This is a genomic window from Dialister pneumosintes (assembly GCF_001717505.1).
Lineage (GTDB): Bacteria > Bacillota > Negativicutes > Veillonellales > Dialisteraceae > Allisonella > Allisonella pneumosinta.
The window spans coordinates 456,435-474,375 of the sequence record NZ_CP017037.1; the positions used below are offsets into that span (position 1 = coordinate 456,435).

The 17,941-nt window shown below is 33.6% G+C and carries 17 protein-coding genes; all 17 read left to right on the plus strand.

Going from position 1 to position 17,941, the window contains the following annotated elements; genetic code table 11:
* Positions 1-13: 13 nt before the first annotated feature.
* Entirely contained in the window at positions 14-673 is a 660-nt protein-coding gene (gene ribE, locus BCB69_RS02280) for a riboflavin synthase (protein ID WP_022513010.1), read from the plus strand.
* The gene (locus BCB69_RS02285) at positions 663-1,865 is read left to right on the plus strand and encodes a bifunctional 3,4-dihydroxy-2-butanone-4-phosphate synthase/GTP cyclohydrolase II (protein ID WP_069176897.1); all 1,203 of its coding nucleotides are present in this window, start codon (positions 663-665) and stop codon (positions 1,863-1,865) included. The genes ribE and BCB69_RS02285 overlap by 11 nt, the downstream gene beginning before the upstream one ends.
* 35 nt (positions 1,866-1,900) lie before the next feature.
* Positions 1,901-2,368 carry a 6,7-dimethyl-8-ribityllumazine synthase gene (ribH, locus tag BCB69_RS02290; protein ID WP_022513012.1) on the plus strand — a complete coding sequence of 156 codons (468 nt, stop codon included), beginning with the start codon at positions 1,901-1,903 and terminating at the stop codon, positions 2,366-2,368.
* A 153-nt stretch (positions 2,369-2,521) separates the two neighbouring features.
* Positions 2,522-3,139, plus strand: coding sequence for a DUF47 domain-containing protein (locus tag BCB69_RS02295; protein WP_069176898.1), 618 nt, complete (start codon positions 2,522-2,524; stop codon positions 3,137-3,139).
* Positions 3,140-3,169: 30 nt separating this feature from the next.
* Complete coding sequence (locus tag BCB69_RS06275) at positions 3,170-3,382, plus strand: carbohydrate kinase family protein (protein ID WP_083989987.1); 213 nt, start codon at positions 3,170-3,172, stop codon at positions 3,380-3,382.
* 15 nt (positions 3,383-3,397) lie between these two features.
* Complete coding sequence (locus tag BCB69_RS02300) at positions 3,398-4,021, plus strand: PfkB family carbohydrate kinase (RefSeq protein ID WP_083989988.1); 624 nt, start codon at positions 3,398-3,400, stop codon at positions 4,019-4,021.
* Positions 4,018-4,875, plus strand: a complete 858-nt coding sequence (gene folP / locus BCB69_RS02305; RefSeq protein WP_069176899.1) for a dihydropteroate synthase — start codon at positions 4,018-4,020, stop codon at positions 4,873-4,875. Before BCB69_RS02300 ends, folP begins: the two co-directional genes overlap by 4 nt.
* A gap of 2 nt (positions 4,876-4,877) precedes the next feature.
* Complete coding sequence (gene folB, locus BCB69_RS02310) at positions 4,878-5,237, plus strand: dihydroneopterin aldolase (protein ID WP_022513822.1); 360 nt, start codon at positions 4,878-4,880, stop codon at positions 5,235-5,237.
* A 1-nt stretch (position 5,238) separates the two neighbouring features.
* Positions 5,239-5,727, plus strand: coding sequence for a 2-amino-4-hydroxy-6-hydroxymethyldihydropteridine diphosphokinase (gene folK / locus BCB69_RS02315; protein ID WP_069176900.1), 489 nt, complete (start codon positions 5,239-5,241; stop codon positions 5,725-5,727).
* Positions 5,727-9,059 carry a transcription-repair coupling factor gene (gene mfd / locus BCB69_RS02320; protein WP_083990053.1) on the plus strand — a complete coding sequence of 1,111 codons (3,333 nt, stop codon included), beginning with the start codon at positions 5,727-5,729 and terminating at the stop codon, positions 9,057-9,059. The genes folK and mfd overlap by 1 nt, the downstream gene beginning before the upstream one ends.
* A 54-nt stretch (positions 9,060-9,113) precedes the next feature.
* Positions 9,114-10,712 (plus strand): putative polysaccharide biosynthesis protein, encoded by a 1,599-nt coding sequence (locus tag BCB69_RS02325; RefSeq protein WP_069176901.1) that lies wholly within the window; start codon positions 9,114-9,116, stop codon positions 10,710-10,712.
* Between the two features lie 76 nt (positions 10,713-10,788).
* Positions 10,789-11,910, plus strand: a complete 1,122-nt coding sequence (locus tag BCB69_RS02330; RefSeq protein ID WP_069176902.1) for a MazG nucleotide pyrophosphohydrolase domain-containing protein — start codon at positions 10,789-10,791, stop codon at positions 11,908-11,910.
* 30 nt (positions 11,911-11,940) lie between these two features.
* On the plus strand, positions 11,941-12,216 hold the full coding sequence (locus tag BCB69_RS02335; protein ID WP_022513826.1) for an HU family DNA-binding protein: 276 nt from the start codon (positions 11,941-11,943) through the stop codon (positions 12,214-12,216).
* A 208-nt stretch (positions 12,217-12,424) separates the two neighbouring features.
* The gene (locus BCB69_RS02340) at positions 12,425-13,528 is read left to right on the plus strand and encodes an MGDG synthase family glycosyltransferase (protein WP_069176903.1); all 1,104 of its coding nucleotides are present in this window, start codon (positions 12,425-12,427) and stop codon (positions 13,526-13,528) included.
* A 468-nt stretch (positions 13,529-13,996) separates the two neighbouring features.
* Positions 13,997-14,860 (plus strand): HAD family hydrolase, encoded by an 864-nt coding sequence (locus tag BCB69_RS02345; RefSeq protein ID WP_069176904.1) that lies wholly within the window; start codon positions 13,997-13,999, stop codon positions 14,858-14,860.
* A gap of 153 nt (positions 14,861-15,013) precedes the next feature.
* Positions 15,014-16,429 carry an alanine/glycine:cation symporter family protein gene (locus BCB69_RS02350; protein ID WP_069176905.1) on the plus strand — a complete coding sequence of 472 codons (1,416 nt, stop codon included), beginning with the start codon at positions 15,014-15,016 and terminating at the stop codon, positions 16,427-16,429.
* A gap of 128 nt (positions 16,430-16,557) precedes the next feature.
* On the plus strand, positions 16,558-17,823 hold the full coding sequence (locus BCB69_RS02355; protein WP_069176906.1) for a peptidoglycan-binding protein: 1,266 nt from the start codon (positions 16,558-16,560) through the stop codon (positions 17,821-17,823).
* Positions 17,824-17,941: the final 118 nt, after the last annotated feature.

The window sequence follows — 17,941 nt, forward strand, 5'->3', positions numbered from 1 at the left end:
AAATGAGGTTTATATGTTTACCGGTATTATTGAAGAAATTGGGGTTTTAAAAGAAAGAAGAGATGGCAGTCATAGTTGCACACTTACTGTCCGGTGTGAAAAAATATTGGAAGGTACCAAAATTGGGGATAGCATAGCAGTTAATGGAACTTGTCTTACTGTTACTAAGTTAAATGCTGATTCTTTTGATGTCGATGTTACACCTGAAACTATGCGAAGAACAGCCTTTTCTATCGTGAGAGTCGGTTCTAAGCTTAATTTAGAAAGAGCACTCCGAATAGGGGATAGATTAGGAGGGCACCTAGTATCCGGTCATGTGGATTTTGTGGGAAAACTTATAAAAAAAGAACAAGAAGGTAATGCTGTTAATCTTACATTTTCTGTACCCGAACAATGGATGAAGTATATATTGGCAAAAGGTTCTATTGCTATTGATGGAGTAAGTTTAACTATAGCAAAAAAACAAAGTAACTCTTTTTTCGTATCATTGATACCACATACGGGAGAAATGACAATACTTCTGTTGAAACAAATAGGAGACCCGGTGAATATAGAATGTGATTGTATTGGTAAATATATAGAACAATTGATAGGACATAACACCTCATCATCCATTGGTGTGACTATGGATACTTTGATTGCAGGAGGGTATAAAGGACATTATGGAAAATAAATATAATACAGTGGAAGAAATTATTGAAGAAATAAAAAAAGGAAAATGTGTAATTATTCAAGATTCAGAATCAAGAGAAAATGAAGGCGATTATATTTGCGCAGCTGAATTTGCTACACCTGAAAATATAAATTTAATGGTCTCAGAAGGAAAAGGTATTATTTGTATGCCTATGTCCAATGAAGAATCTGAACGATTACAATTGGCACCTATGGTACGTAATAATACGGATAATCATCATACAGCATTTCTTGAATCTATTGATTTTGATGAAACCATAACCGGAGTTTCTGCTTATGAACGTTCTGCAACGGCTTTAGCCGTTGTGAATGACAATGTAGATTACACACGGTTTAGAAAACCCGGACATATGTTTCCTCTTCGTGCTAAAAAGTGGGGAGTATTAGAGCGTCCCGGTCATACAGAAGCAACTGTTGATTTCTGTCGTTTAGCCGGATTTAGACCCATCGGATTATGCTGTGAAATTATTAATGAAGATGGGAGCATGGCAAGAAAAGAGGATTTATTTCGTATTGCGAAAGAAAAAGGGCTTAAAATTGGTAATATTCAAGACTTAATAGATTATAGAAAAAAACATGAAAAATTAATGGAACGAGTGACCGAAGCACGTTTACCTACCTCTTATGGAGTATTCAAAATTATTGGCTACATTAACAAATTAAATGGGGAACATCATGTGGCACTTGTCATGGGAGATATTTCAAAAGGAAAATCGGTATTATGTAGAATTCATTCGGAATGTCTTACCGGAGATTGTTTCGGTTCTATAAAATGTGATTGTGGACCGCAACTCGATGCGGCTTTAAAACGAATTGCACAAGAAGGACAAGGTGTTTTACTTTATTTAAGACAAGAAGGTAGAGGTATTGGTCTTATAAATAAAATTAAAGCATATGCTTTACAAGACCAAGGATATGATACGATTGAAGCTAATCTAAAGCTTGGATTTGCTGCCGATCTTAGAGACTATATGGTAGGAGCACAGATGTTACAAGATCTTGGAATTCATAGTATTCGACTTATGACTAATAATCCTCAAAAAGTTCATGATGTATCAGGTTACCAAATTACTATTGCAGAACGTGTTCCGATTGAAATTGAACCTAATGCAGAAGATAAGCATTATTTGAAAGTGAAGCAAGAAAAAATGGGGCATATGCTTCACGTTTAGTTTTTTATTAGTTTTTGTTAATAAAGGAGATTTATATGAACATTATTTCAGGCATTTACAATGATAACTCCATTCGTGTAGGAATCGTAGCTTCTCGTTTTAATGAAATTATTGTATCTAAATTAATTGATGGAGCAGTTGATGGGCTTTCTCGTCATGGAGTAGATTTAGATACTGTAGATTTAGCTTGGGTTCCAGGGGCTTTCGAGGTTCCACTTACTGCACAAAAAATGGCTCAAAGCGGTCGTTATGATGCAGTAATTTGTTTAGGAGCTGTTATTCGAGGAGAAACAGATCATTATGAACATGTAGCTTCTGAAGTAACGAAAGGTATAGCACAGGTAGCTTTAAGGGCAGATATTCCTATTTTATATGGAATACTTACAACGGATACTGTAGAACAGGCTCTAAATCGTGCAGGGCTTAAAGCGGGAAATAAAGGATTTGAATGTGCAATGGATGCTATCGAATTAACTAATCTTTTTAAGAAATTAAAAAAATAAATATAATAAAACCTGAAATTAGCTAATTTCAGGTTTTATTATTTGAAAAACTATAAAAAAGAAAGTAATTACTTTAAAAGAAATAAATTATATGTTCATCACATAAAATACAGTATAATAAAGAATAACTGTTAATAAAAGAGGTGGAATATAATGAGTACAAAAGAAGAAAAATTTTTAGAATCTCTTCGTGATTATATCAAATATTGTGGAAGAGCAGGAGAAATTTTAGATTCTATTATGTCAGAAAAAGTGAGTTCTGAAGAAGGTTTTTCCGCTTTACGTAATATCAAAAGAGAAGGTCGTACTTTGCAAACGCAACTTATAGAGCGTTTATATAAAGCATTTAAAACACCGTCTTTGGCAAATGAAGCCAGAGGATTGGTTGTACGTTTAGATTTACTTATCAACGGTAGTAAAGATGTAGCTAATACACTGAGCATTTTTGATAAAGGAGAAAAAAAGCCGGAAGGTATTGTTTTAATGGCCAAATTAAATAAACATGCAGTGATAGAATTAGTAAAAATTATTAACTATACGGTAGATGTTACTGCAAATTATATGAAAATGGAGGCTCGCTGCCAAAAAATTTATTCTATGGAAGAACGTGGCGATGATACCTATAGAGAAACACTTAGTGACTTATTTTATAAAAACAATGATGTAATGTATGCACTTAGATGGAAAGAAATATTGGTGGATTTAGAAAGCATCTTAGATGCTTGCGCAGGTATTGTACCTCGTTTTCAACGACTTATTTCGGATATGTAAGTCCTATTATAAATCGGGAGTATATATATTATGTCTATTCCGAAAGTATTAGCTATTCATGATATGAGTTGTGTAGGGAAAGCAGCTTTAACTGTGATACTTCCTATATTGGCTGCTTGTGGTGTAGAAGCAGTACCGCTTCCTACTGCTATTTTAAGTAATCATTTGGCTTTTCCTCATGTAGAGAAATTTGATTTTACATCATATATGCATGCATTTATGAATGTTTGGTCACAAAATTAAACTACATTCCATGCTATTTATAGCGGATATTTAGCATCGCCAAAACAAATTCAAATTGTTGAAGATGCTATTTCTCGTTATAAAATAAAAAAATCTATTATAATGATTGATCCTGTTATGGGGGATAAAGGAAAACTCTATAAAGGTTATGAACATGACATGGTTTTAGGTATGAAGCATTTGATTTCCTATGCAGATATTATAAAACCTAATTATACAGAAGCTTGTTTTTTATGTGATATACCTGAAGAAAGTACTAAAATTCCCACTGAAAATACGATAAATATACTATTTGAGAATCTTAGGAAGAAAGTTCATAATAATATTATTACATCTATTCCCACTTCCAATCAGATGTTTCGTAATATATTTTGGGATGGTGATAAAGGAGAAAAAGGAGAAGTTTCTTTTCCTTTGATACCGGTTAAAACGTATGGTACCGGTGATATATTTAGTTCTATTATTATAGCGGCAAGTTTAAAACAAATTCCACTTTCTAAAGCAGTAGCTATTGCTACCGATTTTCTTAACGAGGTAATCAAATTTACATGGGAAGAAAAAAGCAATCCACTAGAAGGAATTTGTTTTGAACAAGAACTATCGAAACTAATTCAATCAATGAAACAGGAGGATATATGAACATTATTCCGGTCAAAAGAAATTATATATGGAAAGATGGAAAAACACTTTCTATCGGTAATCACGCTCTTATTATGGGGATTCTTAATGTAACTCCGGATTCTTTTTCTGATGGAGGGAATTGGAATACAAAATCACAAGCAAGAATACGTACTGTTCAAATGATTAAAGAGGGCGCCGCTCTTATTGATGTGGGGGCGGAATCTACTCGTCCGGGAAGTACTCCACTTAGTGCAAAAGAAGAGTGGGAGCGATTAATACATTTTTTACCGGAAGTTTTAAAAAATACGACAGTTCCTTTATCCGTGGATACCTATCATTATGAAAATGCAGATAAAGCAATGTCTTTAGGTGCTCATATTATGAATGATATCTGGGGATTGCAAAGTGACGATGGCAGCATGGCACGCGTAGCTGCCGAACATCAATGTCCGGTTATTGTTATGCACAATCAAGAAAAAGAATATGCCGAAAAAGATATTATAGAAAACATGAAGTGTTTTTTTGATAAATCAATACATATTGCTCAAAAGTTTGGGATTAAAGATGAAAATATTATTTTAGACCCAGGTATTGGTTTTGGTAAAACCAGGGAACAAGATCTAGAAGTATTACAGAAAATGGATCAATTAGTTTCTGATTTTTCTTACCCTTGGCTTCTTGCAGCTAGTCGAAAACGTATTGTAGGAAATACCTTAGGGATTACAGATCCAACCCAAAGAGATGAAGGAACCGGTGCTATTTCATTATGGGGGATTGAACATGGATGTTCTATGGTACGAGTTCATAATGTGGCACTTAATTTCAGATTGATTCGTATGTGGGAAGCACTTCACGGTGTAAAAGGGGAATAAATATGGATAAAATTATCCTAAAAGGAATGGAGTTTTATGCCTATCACGGTGTAATGAAAGAAGAACAACGTTTAGGGCAACGTTTTATAGTAGATATTACTATGATTTTATCTTTGCAGGAAGCCGGAGAAACGGAAGTTTTATCAAAAACAGTAAACTATGCAGAAGTTTATGAACTTTGTAAAAGTATTGTAATGACAAGTTCAGTACAACTTATAGAACGTTTAGCATGGTTGATTAATAAAGATGTGATGCATAGATATCCACAGATAGCACAGGTCATTACAACCGTACATAAGCCGTCTGCACCGGTAGGAGGTTTATTTAATGATGTGTCTGTAACTTTAGAGAAAGTAAGATAAAATGAAAGAACTTTATATTTCTTTTGGTTCTAATGTGGGGGATTCTATTTCTATATTTCGTGATGCTGTTAATGTACTTTCTAAAGTATCCGGACTGTATATTCAAAAAAAATCTTCTCTTTATGAAACGGAACCTTGGGGAAAGATAGACCAAAACAAATTTTTAAATGCAGTCATTAAAGTTACTTATGAAGGCAATGTAGAACATTTATTATTGGAATTGTTAAAAATAGAGAAGCTATTTGGCAGAAAACGTATTATACACTGGGGACCTCGTACCTTAGATCTTGATTTGTTATATGGGGAGAATGTTGTCTGCCAAACAGCTCTGTTACAATTACCGCATCCTTATTTTTGGGATCGGCTTTTTGTGTTGATTCCTTTAGCAGAAATTACGCCTTCTTTTAGCTATCGAAATCAACTAATTATGGATAGAATTAATGAATTGGGGAATGTTGGTGTGATAAAGAAAGAAGGCTGCATTTGGTAATGAATGTTAAAAAAGAAATAAAGAAAGAAGTTTCTAGTCAATCGATTACTGCTGATAATATAGGACCTTATTTGTGTAAACATATAAAATATAATTTTTTTCCAAAGAGTGAGATTTTTCATGAAGGCACTGAACATGTATTATTTACCGGTGTAGCTGATTCACAAAAAGCCTTAATAATAGCTATGATTGCACAAGAATATAAACATCCTTTAGTTATTGTGGCACCTACCAATAAAGATTTATACACTTGGGAAGAGAATCTTCGTTTTTTTATGCCTTCTATCCCTATGTATAATTTTTCTGTTGTAGAAAAATCGGATATATCTGTTGCTTTTACAGGAACCGAACGGTTGCGAGAGCGTATGCGTGCACTATCGGCTTTACTAAATCAAGAAACTTGCGTAATTTTAGCTTCTGCTGTAGAGGCGGTACAAAAATTGCCTTCTGCCAATCAAATAATAGAACACAGCAAGTATGTATCTGTAGCGCAAATTATTGATAGAGAAGATTTTATTTCCGATTTAGTAAGTATGGGCTATGAACGAGTCGACCAAGTACAGCGTACCGGACATTTTTCTGTACGTGGAGATATTATGGATGTCTTTCCTATTAATGAAGAATATCCGTTACGTATTGAGTTTTTTGATGATGAAGTGGATGGAATACGTTTTTTTGATACCGATACACAACGGTCAATTAAAGAGTTAAAAGAAACACGAGTTTTACCTATTAGTTATGCAGAGGAAAATGCTTGCCTTTCTGATTATATTAATGAGGGAATTCTTATTTTAGATGAGCTTCACCATGGAGAGAAACAGGTAAAAAGTTACTTAAAAGAGGAAAAAATAAATTGTACGCATACTTGGAATTGGAAAGAATTTGTTAAGAAACATGCAATTTCCAAACAAATAGTATTTACCCTTATTCATCGAAGTATTCCTGAAATTTCCTTTAATCAAGAAATAAATTGGCAAGGTCAAACTATGACTAATTATCAATGCCAAATCCCTTTATTTATATCAGAATTAAAACGATTACTCTTGAATGAATGGAATATTGTGATTGTTTCTCCTACCGATTCAGAGTATCAACAAATTCAGGGATATTTATCAGAAGCAAATATTCTTTTCTCAGAAGAATTAGAAATAGGGAAAGTGTTTCTTTCTCATGGAACCATTTCTAATGGGTTTGAACTTTCTTCTTGCAAATTGGTAGTTATAGCAGCTAAGGATATTTTGGGGAGGCAGAAAACCAAACGTTACAATAAAAAAAAGCAAGGGCAACAAATCCGATATTTCTCGGATTTAAATGTTGGGGATTATGTAGTACAAAATGTACATGGGATTGGACGTTATGTAGGTATGCGTACTATTGAAATCGATGGTATACATAGAGACTATGTAACTATTCAGTATGCAGGATCCGACAAACTATATTTGCCTATGAACCAAATTTATACATTAGAAAAATATATTGGTCCGGAAGGTACAACACCGGTTTTACACAAAATGGGTGGGGTGCAATGGGAAAAAGTAAAAACGAAAGCAAGTAAGTCCATTCGTGATATGGCAGAGCGACTTTTAGCTATTTATGCGAAGAGAGAATTAGCTAAGGGCATTGCATTTGATACTGATAATTTTATGCAGCGAGAGTTTGAGGATGGTTTCCCCTATGTAGAAACTCCCGATCAGCTAATTGCTATTGAGAAAATAAAAGAGGTTATGGAAAAGCCACAACCTATGGATATGCTTCTTTGCGGAGATGTAGGCTTTGGTAAAACAGAAGTGGCTATGAGAGCAGTTTTTAAATGTGTTATGAGTGGATATCAATCGATGGTTCTTGTTCCTACTACCGTTTTATCACAACAACACTATAAAAATTTTGTACAACGTATGGAACCGTTTGGAATTCGTATAGCGGTCATGAATCGTTTTGTGTCAATTAAAAATAGAAATGATATATTACGAAAAATGGCAAGTGGAGAACTGGATGTATTAATTGGTACACATGCTATTTTAAATAAAAAATTGCAATGTCATAAGTTAGGACTGCTGGTAGTTGATGAAGAACAACGATTTGGTGTTGCACAAAAAGAAAAATGGAAATCTTGGTCAGAAGGAATTGATATTCTTACTCTTTCTGCTACGCCTATTCCGAGAACTTTGCATATGAGTCTTACCGGGGTGAGAGATATGGTTACTATTACGCAAGCTCCATCCAATCGCCATGCTATACAGACTTATGTTACGGAGTATGATGATAATTTGGTAAGAAATGCTATTATGCGAGAAAAGGAGCGTTCCGGACAAGTATACTTTGTATACAATCGTATTGATACAATAGAGGCGATGGCACATCATTTAAAACAAATTTTACCGGAAGATATTTCTATTGTTATTGCACATGGACGTATGGATGGAAAGCAATTAGAAAATATTATGATGGATTTTTATGCCGGTAAATTTGATGTATTGCTTTGTACAACTTTAGTAGAAAATGGATTAGATCAACCCAACGCCAATACTATGTTAGTTTATGACGCAGATCGGATGGGGTTGTCACAAATTTATCAAATGCGAGGACGTGTAGGACGTTCTGAAAAAATTGCAAGAGCTTATTTTTTCTATAGAAAAGGAAAAATTCTTAATGAAGTAGCAGAAAAAAGATTGGAAACAATTAGGGAATTTACTGAATTGGGGAGCGGATTTAAAATTGCAATGCGAGACTTGGAAATTCGCGGAGCCGGAAATTTGTTAGGCGCCGCTCAACATGGTAATATTGCCAACATAGGATTTATGACTTATTGCAATATGTTACATGATGCTATTCATGAATTAAAGGCAGAAAGAGATAATATACCGATTCCTAAAAAACTACCTAATACTACATTAGAATTTAGACAGGATGCATATATTGATTCTGCCTATATTCAAAACGAAGAACAAAAGTTGGAAATTTATCATAGATTAGCTATTGCAACTACAGAGGAAGAACTATCTGAACTTTTAGATGAAATTATTGATAGATTTGGAAATCCTACAACAGCGGTAACTAAATTATTTTCTTCAGCTAAAGTGCGGATACAAGCAAGAAATCTAGGAATTGGAAGTATTATAGATGAGGGAGAGTCTTATTTGATTACTTGGGCAGATATAGACTTTATAAAAGGATGGAATCCTTTACATCTTCCTGTACATTATTTAGAGATGATTCATATTTTACCGGGAAGTCCTTCTCGTGTTAGAATAGACAAAGTTAAAATGAAAACAGATTTTTTAACTTGGATGCAGGATTTGTTTTATCAAATAAATAAGCAAAGGACTCATTAATATACTGAATCCTGGAGAAATTTTTAATTACTGAATGTAGATAGGAAAAAGATTATGAGTAAAAACTCTTTTATCCGTGGTGCGTTAATTCTTACGATAGCAGGAATTATTGTTAAATTTATAGGTGCATTTAGCCGTATCTATTTATCACGTTTGCTTGGTGGTGAAGGTATTGGGCTTTATCAAATGGCATATCCGATTTACTTGCTGTGTTTATCTGTATCTTCTGCAGGTCTTCCGGTTGCTATTTCTATTATGGTTGCAGAAAAAAATGCTATTCATGATTATGTGGGTGGACAGCGAGTATTTAAAATATCTTTGACAGTGTTAACACTTACCGGGTTATTTTTTAGTATCGCTTTATTCTTTGGAGCAAGTTGGCTTATCGATAATCATATTGTACGTGATGCGAGAGCTTATTGGTCTTTAATTGCATTGGCACCTGCTGTTTTTTGTGCGACAATCGTTGCCACTATGCGTGGATATTTTCAAGGTTTACAGGATATGATGCCTACCGCTGTTTCTCAAATTGTAGAGCAGCTTGTTCGTGTAGTAACTATGATTGGATTGGCTATCATTCTTTTACCTAAAGGATTGGAGTATGGTGCTGCAGGAGCTACTTTAGGTGCAGCACCCGGGGCATTAATCGCTATTTTTGTATTGCTTTGGTATTATTGGATAGAAAGAAAAACAAGAAAAGAATTATATCTAACGCAAAATAAATCAATTGTTCCGGATAGCACATTTACTATCCTAAAACGACTAATAATATTGGCAATTCCTGTGTCTCTTGCCAATATTATGGTACCTATTGTATCAAGTATTGATCTTTTGATTGTACCTAAACGATTGGAAGTCGCAGGTTTTACTGTAGAGCAAGCTACTACTCTATTTGGTTATTTAACAGGAATGGCTACTTCTTTAATTAACATGCCTACGATTGTAACAGCTGCTTTTGCAGCAAGTTTAGTTCCCGGAATTTCAGAAGCGAATATAAAAAAAGATTTTGATACTGTACGTAAACGTACGCAAACAGCTATGCGTTTAGCATGTATCATTACCATTCCGGCTTTTGTCGGATTATGCGTTATTGCAACACCCATTTCTACTTTATTGTATGCCATTCCGGATGCAGGACCTTGTATTGCTGTTATGAGTTTAGGTGTGTTTTTCTTAGGGATACAACAAGTAACAACCGGTGTGTTACAAGGACTTGGAAAAACAGCGATTCCTTTTATTAATATGGTGGCTAGTGCTTTTATTAAGATTGGATTATCTTGGTATTTAACAGCCATTCCATCTTTGGGTGTTTTAGGTAGCGCCTGGGCAACTAATGCTGATTTTGGCATTGCTGCACTTTTGAATTTAGTTTGTTTATATAAAATTATGGAATATAAGATGGATTGGATTCATACGGGTAAAGTATTCTTATCTTCTGCTATTATGGGGAGTGCCGTATGGTTTAGCTATGAAGGAATTTTACAAGTGACTCATAGTAATACCTTATCCTCTTTGCTTTCCATTGTACTTGGAGGAATTGTGTTTTTAGTGGCAGTTTTAATTACTAAAACAGTTACAGCTCAAGATGTAAGAGAAATGCCTAAAGTAGGGAATCAATTAGCAAATATAATTGAAAAGTTGACTTGGAAATAAATAGTGGGTAAGCAAATAAACTGTTAATTTGCTTACCCATTTGTTATAGAATCATTATTAAAAAATTGAGGCAATTATGAATCTAGGTAGAATATATGAGATTTTAGATAAGTACAAGTTGTCTACGTCTAATCCAATGACAATTATTACCGGATTAGCTTTTGAAACTTTGTCTTTTTATCCGGTACAAACTATAGTTATTTATGATATAGGAAAAGAAAGTTATGATAAAATTGCAGAACGCCTTTTAAATTTTTTTACTCCGGAATCTATTTTATGGGAAATAGATAAACAAGGGAATCGGATTGACATGACGGTGGCTACATTTTTTAAAAGAAATAATTTACCTGAAATCATTATTTTAGATTTAAAGGAAATGCATCGAAAAGAAGAAAGTTTATTTTCACTTGATGCTATTGATGAGGTAATGGATGTTTTGTTATCTAAAAATGGATGCCCATGGGATTTACAACAAACACATCAAACATTAAAAACTTATTTTATTCAAGAAGTATATGAGGTAATTGACGCGATTAATGAAGAGAATTCTTTACATTTACAGGAAGAGCTTGGAGATTGTTTATATCAAATTATATTTCATGCTAAATTAGCAGAGAAAGAAGGCTGGTTTACTATGCAGGATGTGATAGATTCTATCTCTAAAAAAATGAAAGAAAGACATCCTCTATTATTTAATTTTAATCCGGATTCTATCTCTTTTGAACCCGGATTAAATTGGGAAGATCAAAAAAATAAAATTAAAAAACGTAAATATTTATTGGATGGAATACCTAAATGCTTGCCAAGCCTGCTTTTAGCGTGTATAATTCATAAGAAAGTGAGTTCTACCGAGACTCAAAATACCGAGAGTGGTCACCTAACCAACGGTCGCTTCGAATCCTCTTGGAAGTCTGCCATTGGATTGGCATTGACAGAAGATGGAGAGAAAACGAACAACAACTACGGTAAACTGCTTTTTGATTTAGTAGCTGGAGTCCTGGATGAAGGAGTGGATCCCGAATTAGCTTTACATGAGTTTTGTGTGAATTATATGAGAACATTTACGCAATGGGAAGACTCTATAAAAACAAATAATCCTACTACTACATTCACAAACAGTGATATACGAAAGTTATGGGCGATATCTCAAAAAAGAACCTCGGCTAATAACTCGGAAGAATCACAAGGCGGGGATTGACCCGTTTTATTTAAAGGAGGAACCTCTATTATGAATAAGACAGAATTAATCGCAGCAGTAGCTGAAGAAGCTAAAATGACAAAGAAAGATGCTGAAAAGGCAGTTAAGGCTGTTCTTGATGTTATCAGCAATACCCTTGAACAGGGTGAAAAAGTAGCTTTAATTGGATTTGGCACATTTGAAGTTCGTCAACGTGCTGCAAGAACTGGACATAATCCTGCAAATCAGGAAACTATTCATATTCCAGCTTCCAAAGCTCCAGCATTCCGCCCGAGCAAGCAGTTGAAAGAAAAAGTAAATCACTAATACAATATAAAAAACAACGGAAAATATCCGTTGTTTTTTATTTGCTTTAATAAAATATTGGAATCTAATTATAGAGGAGATTAAGAATAAAATATTTATCAGGTATTTTATCCATGATATAATAACAATAATTGATATGATGTAATAACGATAGTTATAAAATGTTTTTTATTACATTCTATTTTATAACGAAAGGAATTTTTTGAGTATGACCAAACGGCGCAAATTTTTTATATTAACTGCTTCTATAGGAGAAGGTCATTCTCAGGCTGCTAGAGCCATTGCTGAAACAATTAAACAAGTACACCCGGAAGATGCAGTTCGGGTATTGGATTTTATTTCACGAGACGGAATTTCAATAGATCATGTATTAAAAGAATCGTATTTAAAACTTATACGGTTATTTCCTGAAATGTATGATAGCTTATATAGTAATGCACAAAATAAACATTTAGGATCTACTTTACAAAGCCTTCTTTCTTGGAGTTTTAGAAGACGTATGAAACGCCTTATTACCGTATTAAAACCCGATGCATTGCTATTTACACATCCGTTTCCTGCTTGTGCAGCTAATATGCTAAAAAAAGAGGGAGATATACATACGCCTCTTTTAGGAGTTATAACTGATTTTGATATTCATCAGTTATGGATATATAAACATTTAGATGGATATTGTGTACCTTCTAAAGATTTAGCTGATAAATTAGAAATGCATAATGTACCTCAATCTATAATTCATACAACAGGTATTCCTGTTAGGAAATCTTTTTATGAAGAATTAAAAAATCCTTCTTCCAAAGAAAAAGGAACCGTTCTTATTATGGGAGGAGGGCTTGGATTAGGAGATATTACCGATACTTTATTACGATTAGATAAGGTAGATTCCATTCAACGCTTTATTGTAGTAACCGGTCAAAATATTACTGTATATGAAGAGGTTGCTTCTATTTTAGATTCTCTTCGTCATCCGGTAGAACTTCATAGCTATACTAATAAAGTAGCACAATTAATGAGTCAGAGCGAATTAATTGTGACTAAACCCGGAGCACTTACTTGTACGGAAGCATTAACAATGAATCTTCCTATGGTTTTAGTCAATGCACTGCCGGGGCAAGAACGTGCTAATGCTTCTCATTTACAGGATAGTGGATGTGCGGTATGGGTAAGAAAGGGTGAAATTGCTAAAATGGTAGACTCCCTTCTTAATAATTCGGAAAAACTAAGATGTATGGCAACTGCTTGTGGGAAAGAAAAAAAAGATAGTGCATTAGAAATAGTACATGTGTTGGACAATATGTTAGTTAAAAATTAAAAATAAGAGTAGTGATGTATGAGGGATTTAGAATCGATTCTATCCCTCTCTTATTATATATTTAGGACTTATGTTTTTTAGAATAAGGAGTATTTGGATAACTATTACTTGTTGGTGGAACTGGGGTATCAGCTCACATATAGTAACAGTTTAACGGAATGAATAAATTGTATTAAGTGAAATATAAAAACAATAGTAGTTTATGAAATAGATAGAAAATATTAAAATCCGGTATTACTTATTTTATTTATATATATTGACAGTATATAGGACTTAAAACACTATATTCTGCATGTTCATTAAGCTAAATAATATAGAGATAACGATTATCATTTTAGAAGGTGGGAGAAAAATAGATATATATTTTATACATTCTCTTTTCCTGTGATTGTATATGAAAGAGAAATGTAGAATTTATACAAACGAAGATTTCTTCTAATCATTATGGATATAAAATAGGGAGGATTAATGATTATGGATATAAAACCTGTATTAGCACTTTGTTATGATTTTGATAAAACTTTATCTCCTGAAAACATGCAGGATGGATATATTAGAAGTTTAGGTCTGGATGTAGATACTTTTTGGTCAGAATCCAACCTATTAGCAGATAAACATCATATGGACAGTAATCTAGCCTATATGTATAAAATGATTGATGAAGCGGTAGGAAAGGTTATTCCTACACAACAACATTTAAGGAGTTATGGACAACGAGTTCCTTTATATAAAGGACTTGAAACATGGTTTGAACGTATGAATATTCTTGGAAACAAATATGAGGTTCAAATCGAACATTACATAATCTCTTCAGGATTACGTGAAATTATCGAAGGAACTTCGATTGCACCTTATTTTAAACATATTTATGCCAGTGCATTTTATTATGATGAACGTGGTGTGCCTCGTTGGCCTGCACAGGCTATTAATTATACGAATAAAACACAATTTCTCTTCCGTATAGAAAAAGGGACGTTAGATATTAATGATAATCATGTAAATAAACATTTTGCAGAAGGAGAATTGCGTGTACCTTTTAGAAATATTGTGTATATAGGAGATAGTGCGACAGATATTCCGTGTATGAGACTTGTAAATTCTCTAGGAGGACATTCTATTGGCGTTTATGACAGGAGTAATAAAAAAAGTAAAGAACAAGTGTACCAAATGATAAAAGACAAACGTATTCGTTACTATGTGCCAACTGATTATTCTAAGGATTCAGAAATGTATAAATTGATTAAGTCCATTATACGAAAGACTGCTGCTTATGAAGTATTGGAAAATAAATATTTACAAGATAAAAAACAAGCTTTTACATCTTTATTTTAAAAAATAAAAAGCAATAAGATATAAAAGAATACTTGACATTTTAAACACATGAGAATATGATTTCTATATAATTTAATCATTGTCAATGAGGACTCATTATGATTGTGCTTTTGGCATATCCGATGAGTTCTTTTTTTGAGCAGGAGTATTGGTATGGAATTTTTAGACTCAATGGTTTCAAGTATTAACGGATTTTTATGGACGTATATTATTATTACGTTACTTGTAGTTGCAGGATTCTATTTTACGTTTAGACTTAATTTTGTACAGATTCGACATTTTAAAGAAATGTTTAGGCTTATTATTTCTTCTGCCAGATCAAAAACAAAAGGGAATGAAATATCTCCGTTCCAAGCATTTTGTGTAAGTACAGCTTCTCGAGTAGGTGTAGGTAATATTGCCGGTATTGCGATTGCTATTACAACCGGTGGACCGGGTTCTATTTTTTGGATGTGGTTTATTGCTGTAATTGGAGCTGCAACCGGATTTGTAGAAAGTACGTTAGCACAAATTTATAAAGTACCTTCAAAAGGAAAGCATGGAGAAACTATATTTAAAGGCGGACCTGCTTATTATCTTAAAAATGGATTAGGACATAGCATTTGGGCGGCTATATTTGCTATTTTGATTTCTGTTACTTATGGTTTAATTTATAACTCTGTACAAGCAAATACCATTAGCCTTGCATTAAATTCTGCGTTCGGTTTTGACAGAACGATAGTTGGAATTGTTATTGCGGTATTAGCTGTCGTAGTAATTTGTGGTGGTCTTGGACGCATTGCTCGTGTTACGGAATGGATGGTTCCTGTCATGGCAGGAATTTATATTATTACGGCATTGGGAATTATGATTTATCATTTTGATTTATTGCCTTATGTATTTGCAGAAATTTTTGAAAATGCATTTAATTTTGAAGCTATATTTGGCGGAGGTATGGGGGCAGCGGTTCTTACCGGATTTAAACGAGGTCTTTTCTCCAATGAAGCAGGGGAAGGTTCCGTACCAAATGCTGCTGCTACTGCAGATGCCAATCATCCTGTTGTACAGGGGTTAATTCAAGGTTTCGGTGTATATGTAGATACCCTGTTTATTTGTTCTGCCAGTGCATTTATTATTTTACTTAGTGGAGAATATTCTACTACAGGATTAACCGGTATAGAATTAGTACAGTGGAATTTAGCACAATATTTTGGTGATATTGCACCTACGGCAGTATCTATTCTTATATTCCTGTTTGCATTCAGTTCTATTGTTGGAAATTATTATTATGGAGAAATTAACATTAATCATTTAACTAAAAATAAGTGGGTTCTTTATACATTTAGAATATTAATCGGATTCATGGTATTCTTTGGATCAGTTGCTGATTTACCGTTGGTTTGGGATTTAGCTGATTTATTTATGGCATTCCAAGTATTAACTAATGTTTCTGCTATTCTTATTTTGTTTCCCAAAGTTAAGGAAGCACTTGATGATTATGAAAAGCAACAACAAGCAGGCGTTGCATCGCCTAAGTTTGTAAAAAATGTACTTTCTGATACCAAAGGCGTTATGTGGTGGAATGAATAATTATTTAAATAAAAAATCTCTTGGTATACCAAGAGATTTTTTAATATATTAAAACTTAAGAATGATTTTAATATTTTTTACATAAAAGTAGAAATCATGATAAAATACAAAAGATTGGAGGTAATTTCATGAAAAAATGGCAATGGTTAATATATACATTTCTTTTTACCTTATTTACTATCGGAAACATCTCTGCTGCTTTACTTTCTGAAGGAATGAGTGGGGCAGAAGTACGAATGCTACAAGAACAACTTGTATCTTGTGGATATTTAGCAAGAGCTGTAGACGGTGAATATGGTGCAACTACAGTAAAAGCGGTTCAATTATTTCAAGAAGATCATGGACTTGCCGTTACCGGTATGGTTGATGATAATACCGAAGAAAGTATTTACAATGCTACCACTAATCATCGAAAAGGTGGAGGACTTCTTTTAGCAGAAGGTAATCAGGAAACATTAGTAAATACTTATCAACAAATTTTAAAGAACCATGGTTTTTTAGATGGAGAGGTGGATGGTGTTTATGGGCAAGATACTGTAAATGCAGTATATGCGTTTCAAAGACATCAAAATCTCCCTGTATCCGGAGCCATAGATGAAGAAACAAGTGTAGCTTTAAATGCTATGGATACATCATTTGATAAAGTGGCAAACAAAGATACTTCACGTGATTATTTGTGGGGAATGGGTGATGAAGGGAAAGATGTAAAGCGGATACAAGAAAAGTTAAAAAAGGCAGGATATCTAACGGGAGAAGCCGATGGAATTTATGGAAATGATACTTTTAATGCTGTACAGAATTTACAAGCAGACTCGGGAATTCCAGTTACCGGTATGATTACAGAAACAACTTTATCGAAACTCAATCATCCAGCTAAAACAAAGAAAAATTCATCTGTAATCAAAGAAGGAATTTCTAATAATAAGGTGGTTAAGTTGCAGAATTTACTTCTTTTACATGGCTTTAATCCGGGAATTGTTGATGGTTCTTTTGGTAAAGGGACAAAAGAAGCTGTGTTGGAAATGCAAAAACAATATGCTCTTCCTGTAACCGGCATAGTAGATGATAACGTATGGAGTCATTTGGAAACACCGCCTGTTTTTAATGGAATCTATAAAAAAGAAATGATTATGGATGCTACTGCATATACTCCTTATGATGGTGGTGGAAGTGGATATACTTATAGCGGCAATAAAGCAGGAAAAGGTCATGCAGCGGTAGATCCTAAGGTAATTCCAATAGGCAGTATTCTTTTTGTAGAAGGATATGGATATTGTATTGCAGATGATATTGGTGGAACCGTTATTGGAAATCATATAGATATATGTGTAGATACAGTAGATCAAGCTTACCAATGGGGCGTTAGAACCGTAAAAGTATATCTAGTACGATAAAAAAGAGCTAACTTTATTTTAAAGTTAGCTCTTTTTAGTATTTATTTCCTAATAAAGATATTTATTAAACGTTTGAATTATATTTGTTTAGTATTATATACTGTTATAAGACCATATA

Excerpts from the sequence above, each read along its gene's own strand:
- ribE (WP_022513010.1), top strand. The coding sequence starts at position 14 with ATGTTTACCGGTATTATTGAAGAAATTGGGGTTTTAAAAGAAAGAAGA.
- BCB69_RS02285 (WP_069176897.1), top strand. The coding sequence starts at position 663 with ATGGAAAATAAATATAATACAGTGGAAGAAATTATTGAAGAAATAAAA.
- ribH (WP_022513012.1), top strand. The coding sequence starts at position 1,901 with ATGAACATTATTTCAGGCATTTACAATGATAACTCCATTCGTGTAGGA.
- BCB69_RS02295 (WP_069176898.1), top strand. The coding sequence starts at position 2,522 with ATGAGTACAAAAGAAGAAAAATTTTTAGAATCTCTTCGTGATTATATC.
- BCB69_RS06275 (WP_083989987.1), top strand. The coding sequence starts at position 3,170 with ATGTCTATTCCGAAAGTATTAGCTATTCATGATATGAGTTGTGTAGGG.
- folP (WP_069176899.1), top strand. The coding sequence starts at position 4,018 with ATGAACATTATTCCGGTCAAAAGAAATTATATATGGAAAGATGGAAAA.
- folB (WP_022513822.1), top strand. The coding sequence starts at position 4,878 with ATGGATAAAATTATCCTAAAAGGAATGGAGTTTTATGCCTATCACGGT.
- folK (WP_069176900.1), top strand. The coding sequence starts at position 5,239 with ATGAAAGAACTTTATATTTCTTTTGGTTCTAATGTGGGGGATTCTATT.
- mfd (WP_083990053.1), top strand. The coding sequence starts at position 5,727 with ATGAATGTTAAAAAAGAAATAAAGAAAGAAGTTTCTAGTCAATCGATT.
- BCB69_RS02325 (WP_069176901.1), top strand. The coding sequence starts at position 9,114 with ATGAGTAAAAACTCTTTTATCCGTGGTGCGTTAATTCTTACGATAGCA.
- BCB69_RS02330 (WP_069176902.1), top strand. The coding sequence starts at position 10,789 with ATGAATCTAGGTAGAATATATGAGATTTTAGATAAGTACAAGTTGTCT.
- BCB69_RS02335 (WP_022513826.1), top strand. The coding sequence starts at position 11,941 with ATGAATAAGACAGAATTAATCGCAGCAGTAGCTGAAGAAGCTAAAATG.
- BCB69_RS02340 (WP_069176903.1), top strand. The coding sequence starts at position 12,425 with ATGACCAAACGGCGCAAATTTTTTATATTAACTGCTTCTATAGGAGAA.
- BCB69_RS02345 (WP_069176904.1), top strand. The coding sequence starts at position 13,997 with ATGATTATGGATATAAAACCTGTATTAGCACTTTGTTATGATTTTGAT.
- BCB69_RS02350 (WP_069176905.1), top strand. The coding sequence starts at position 15,014 with ATGGAATTTTTAGACTCAATGGTTTCAAGTATTAACGGATTTTTATGG.
- BCB69_RS02355 (WP_069176906.1), top strand. The coding sequence starts at position 16,558 with ATGAAAAAATGGCAATGGTTAATATATACATTTCTTTTTACCTTATTT.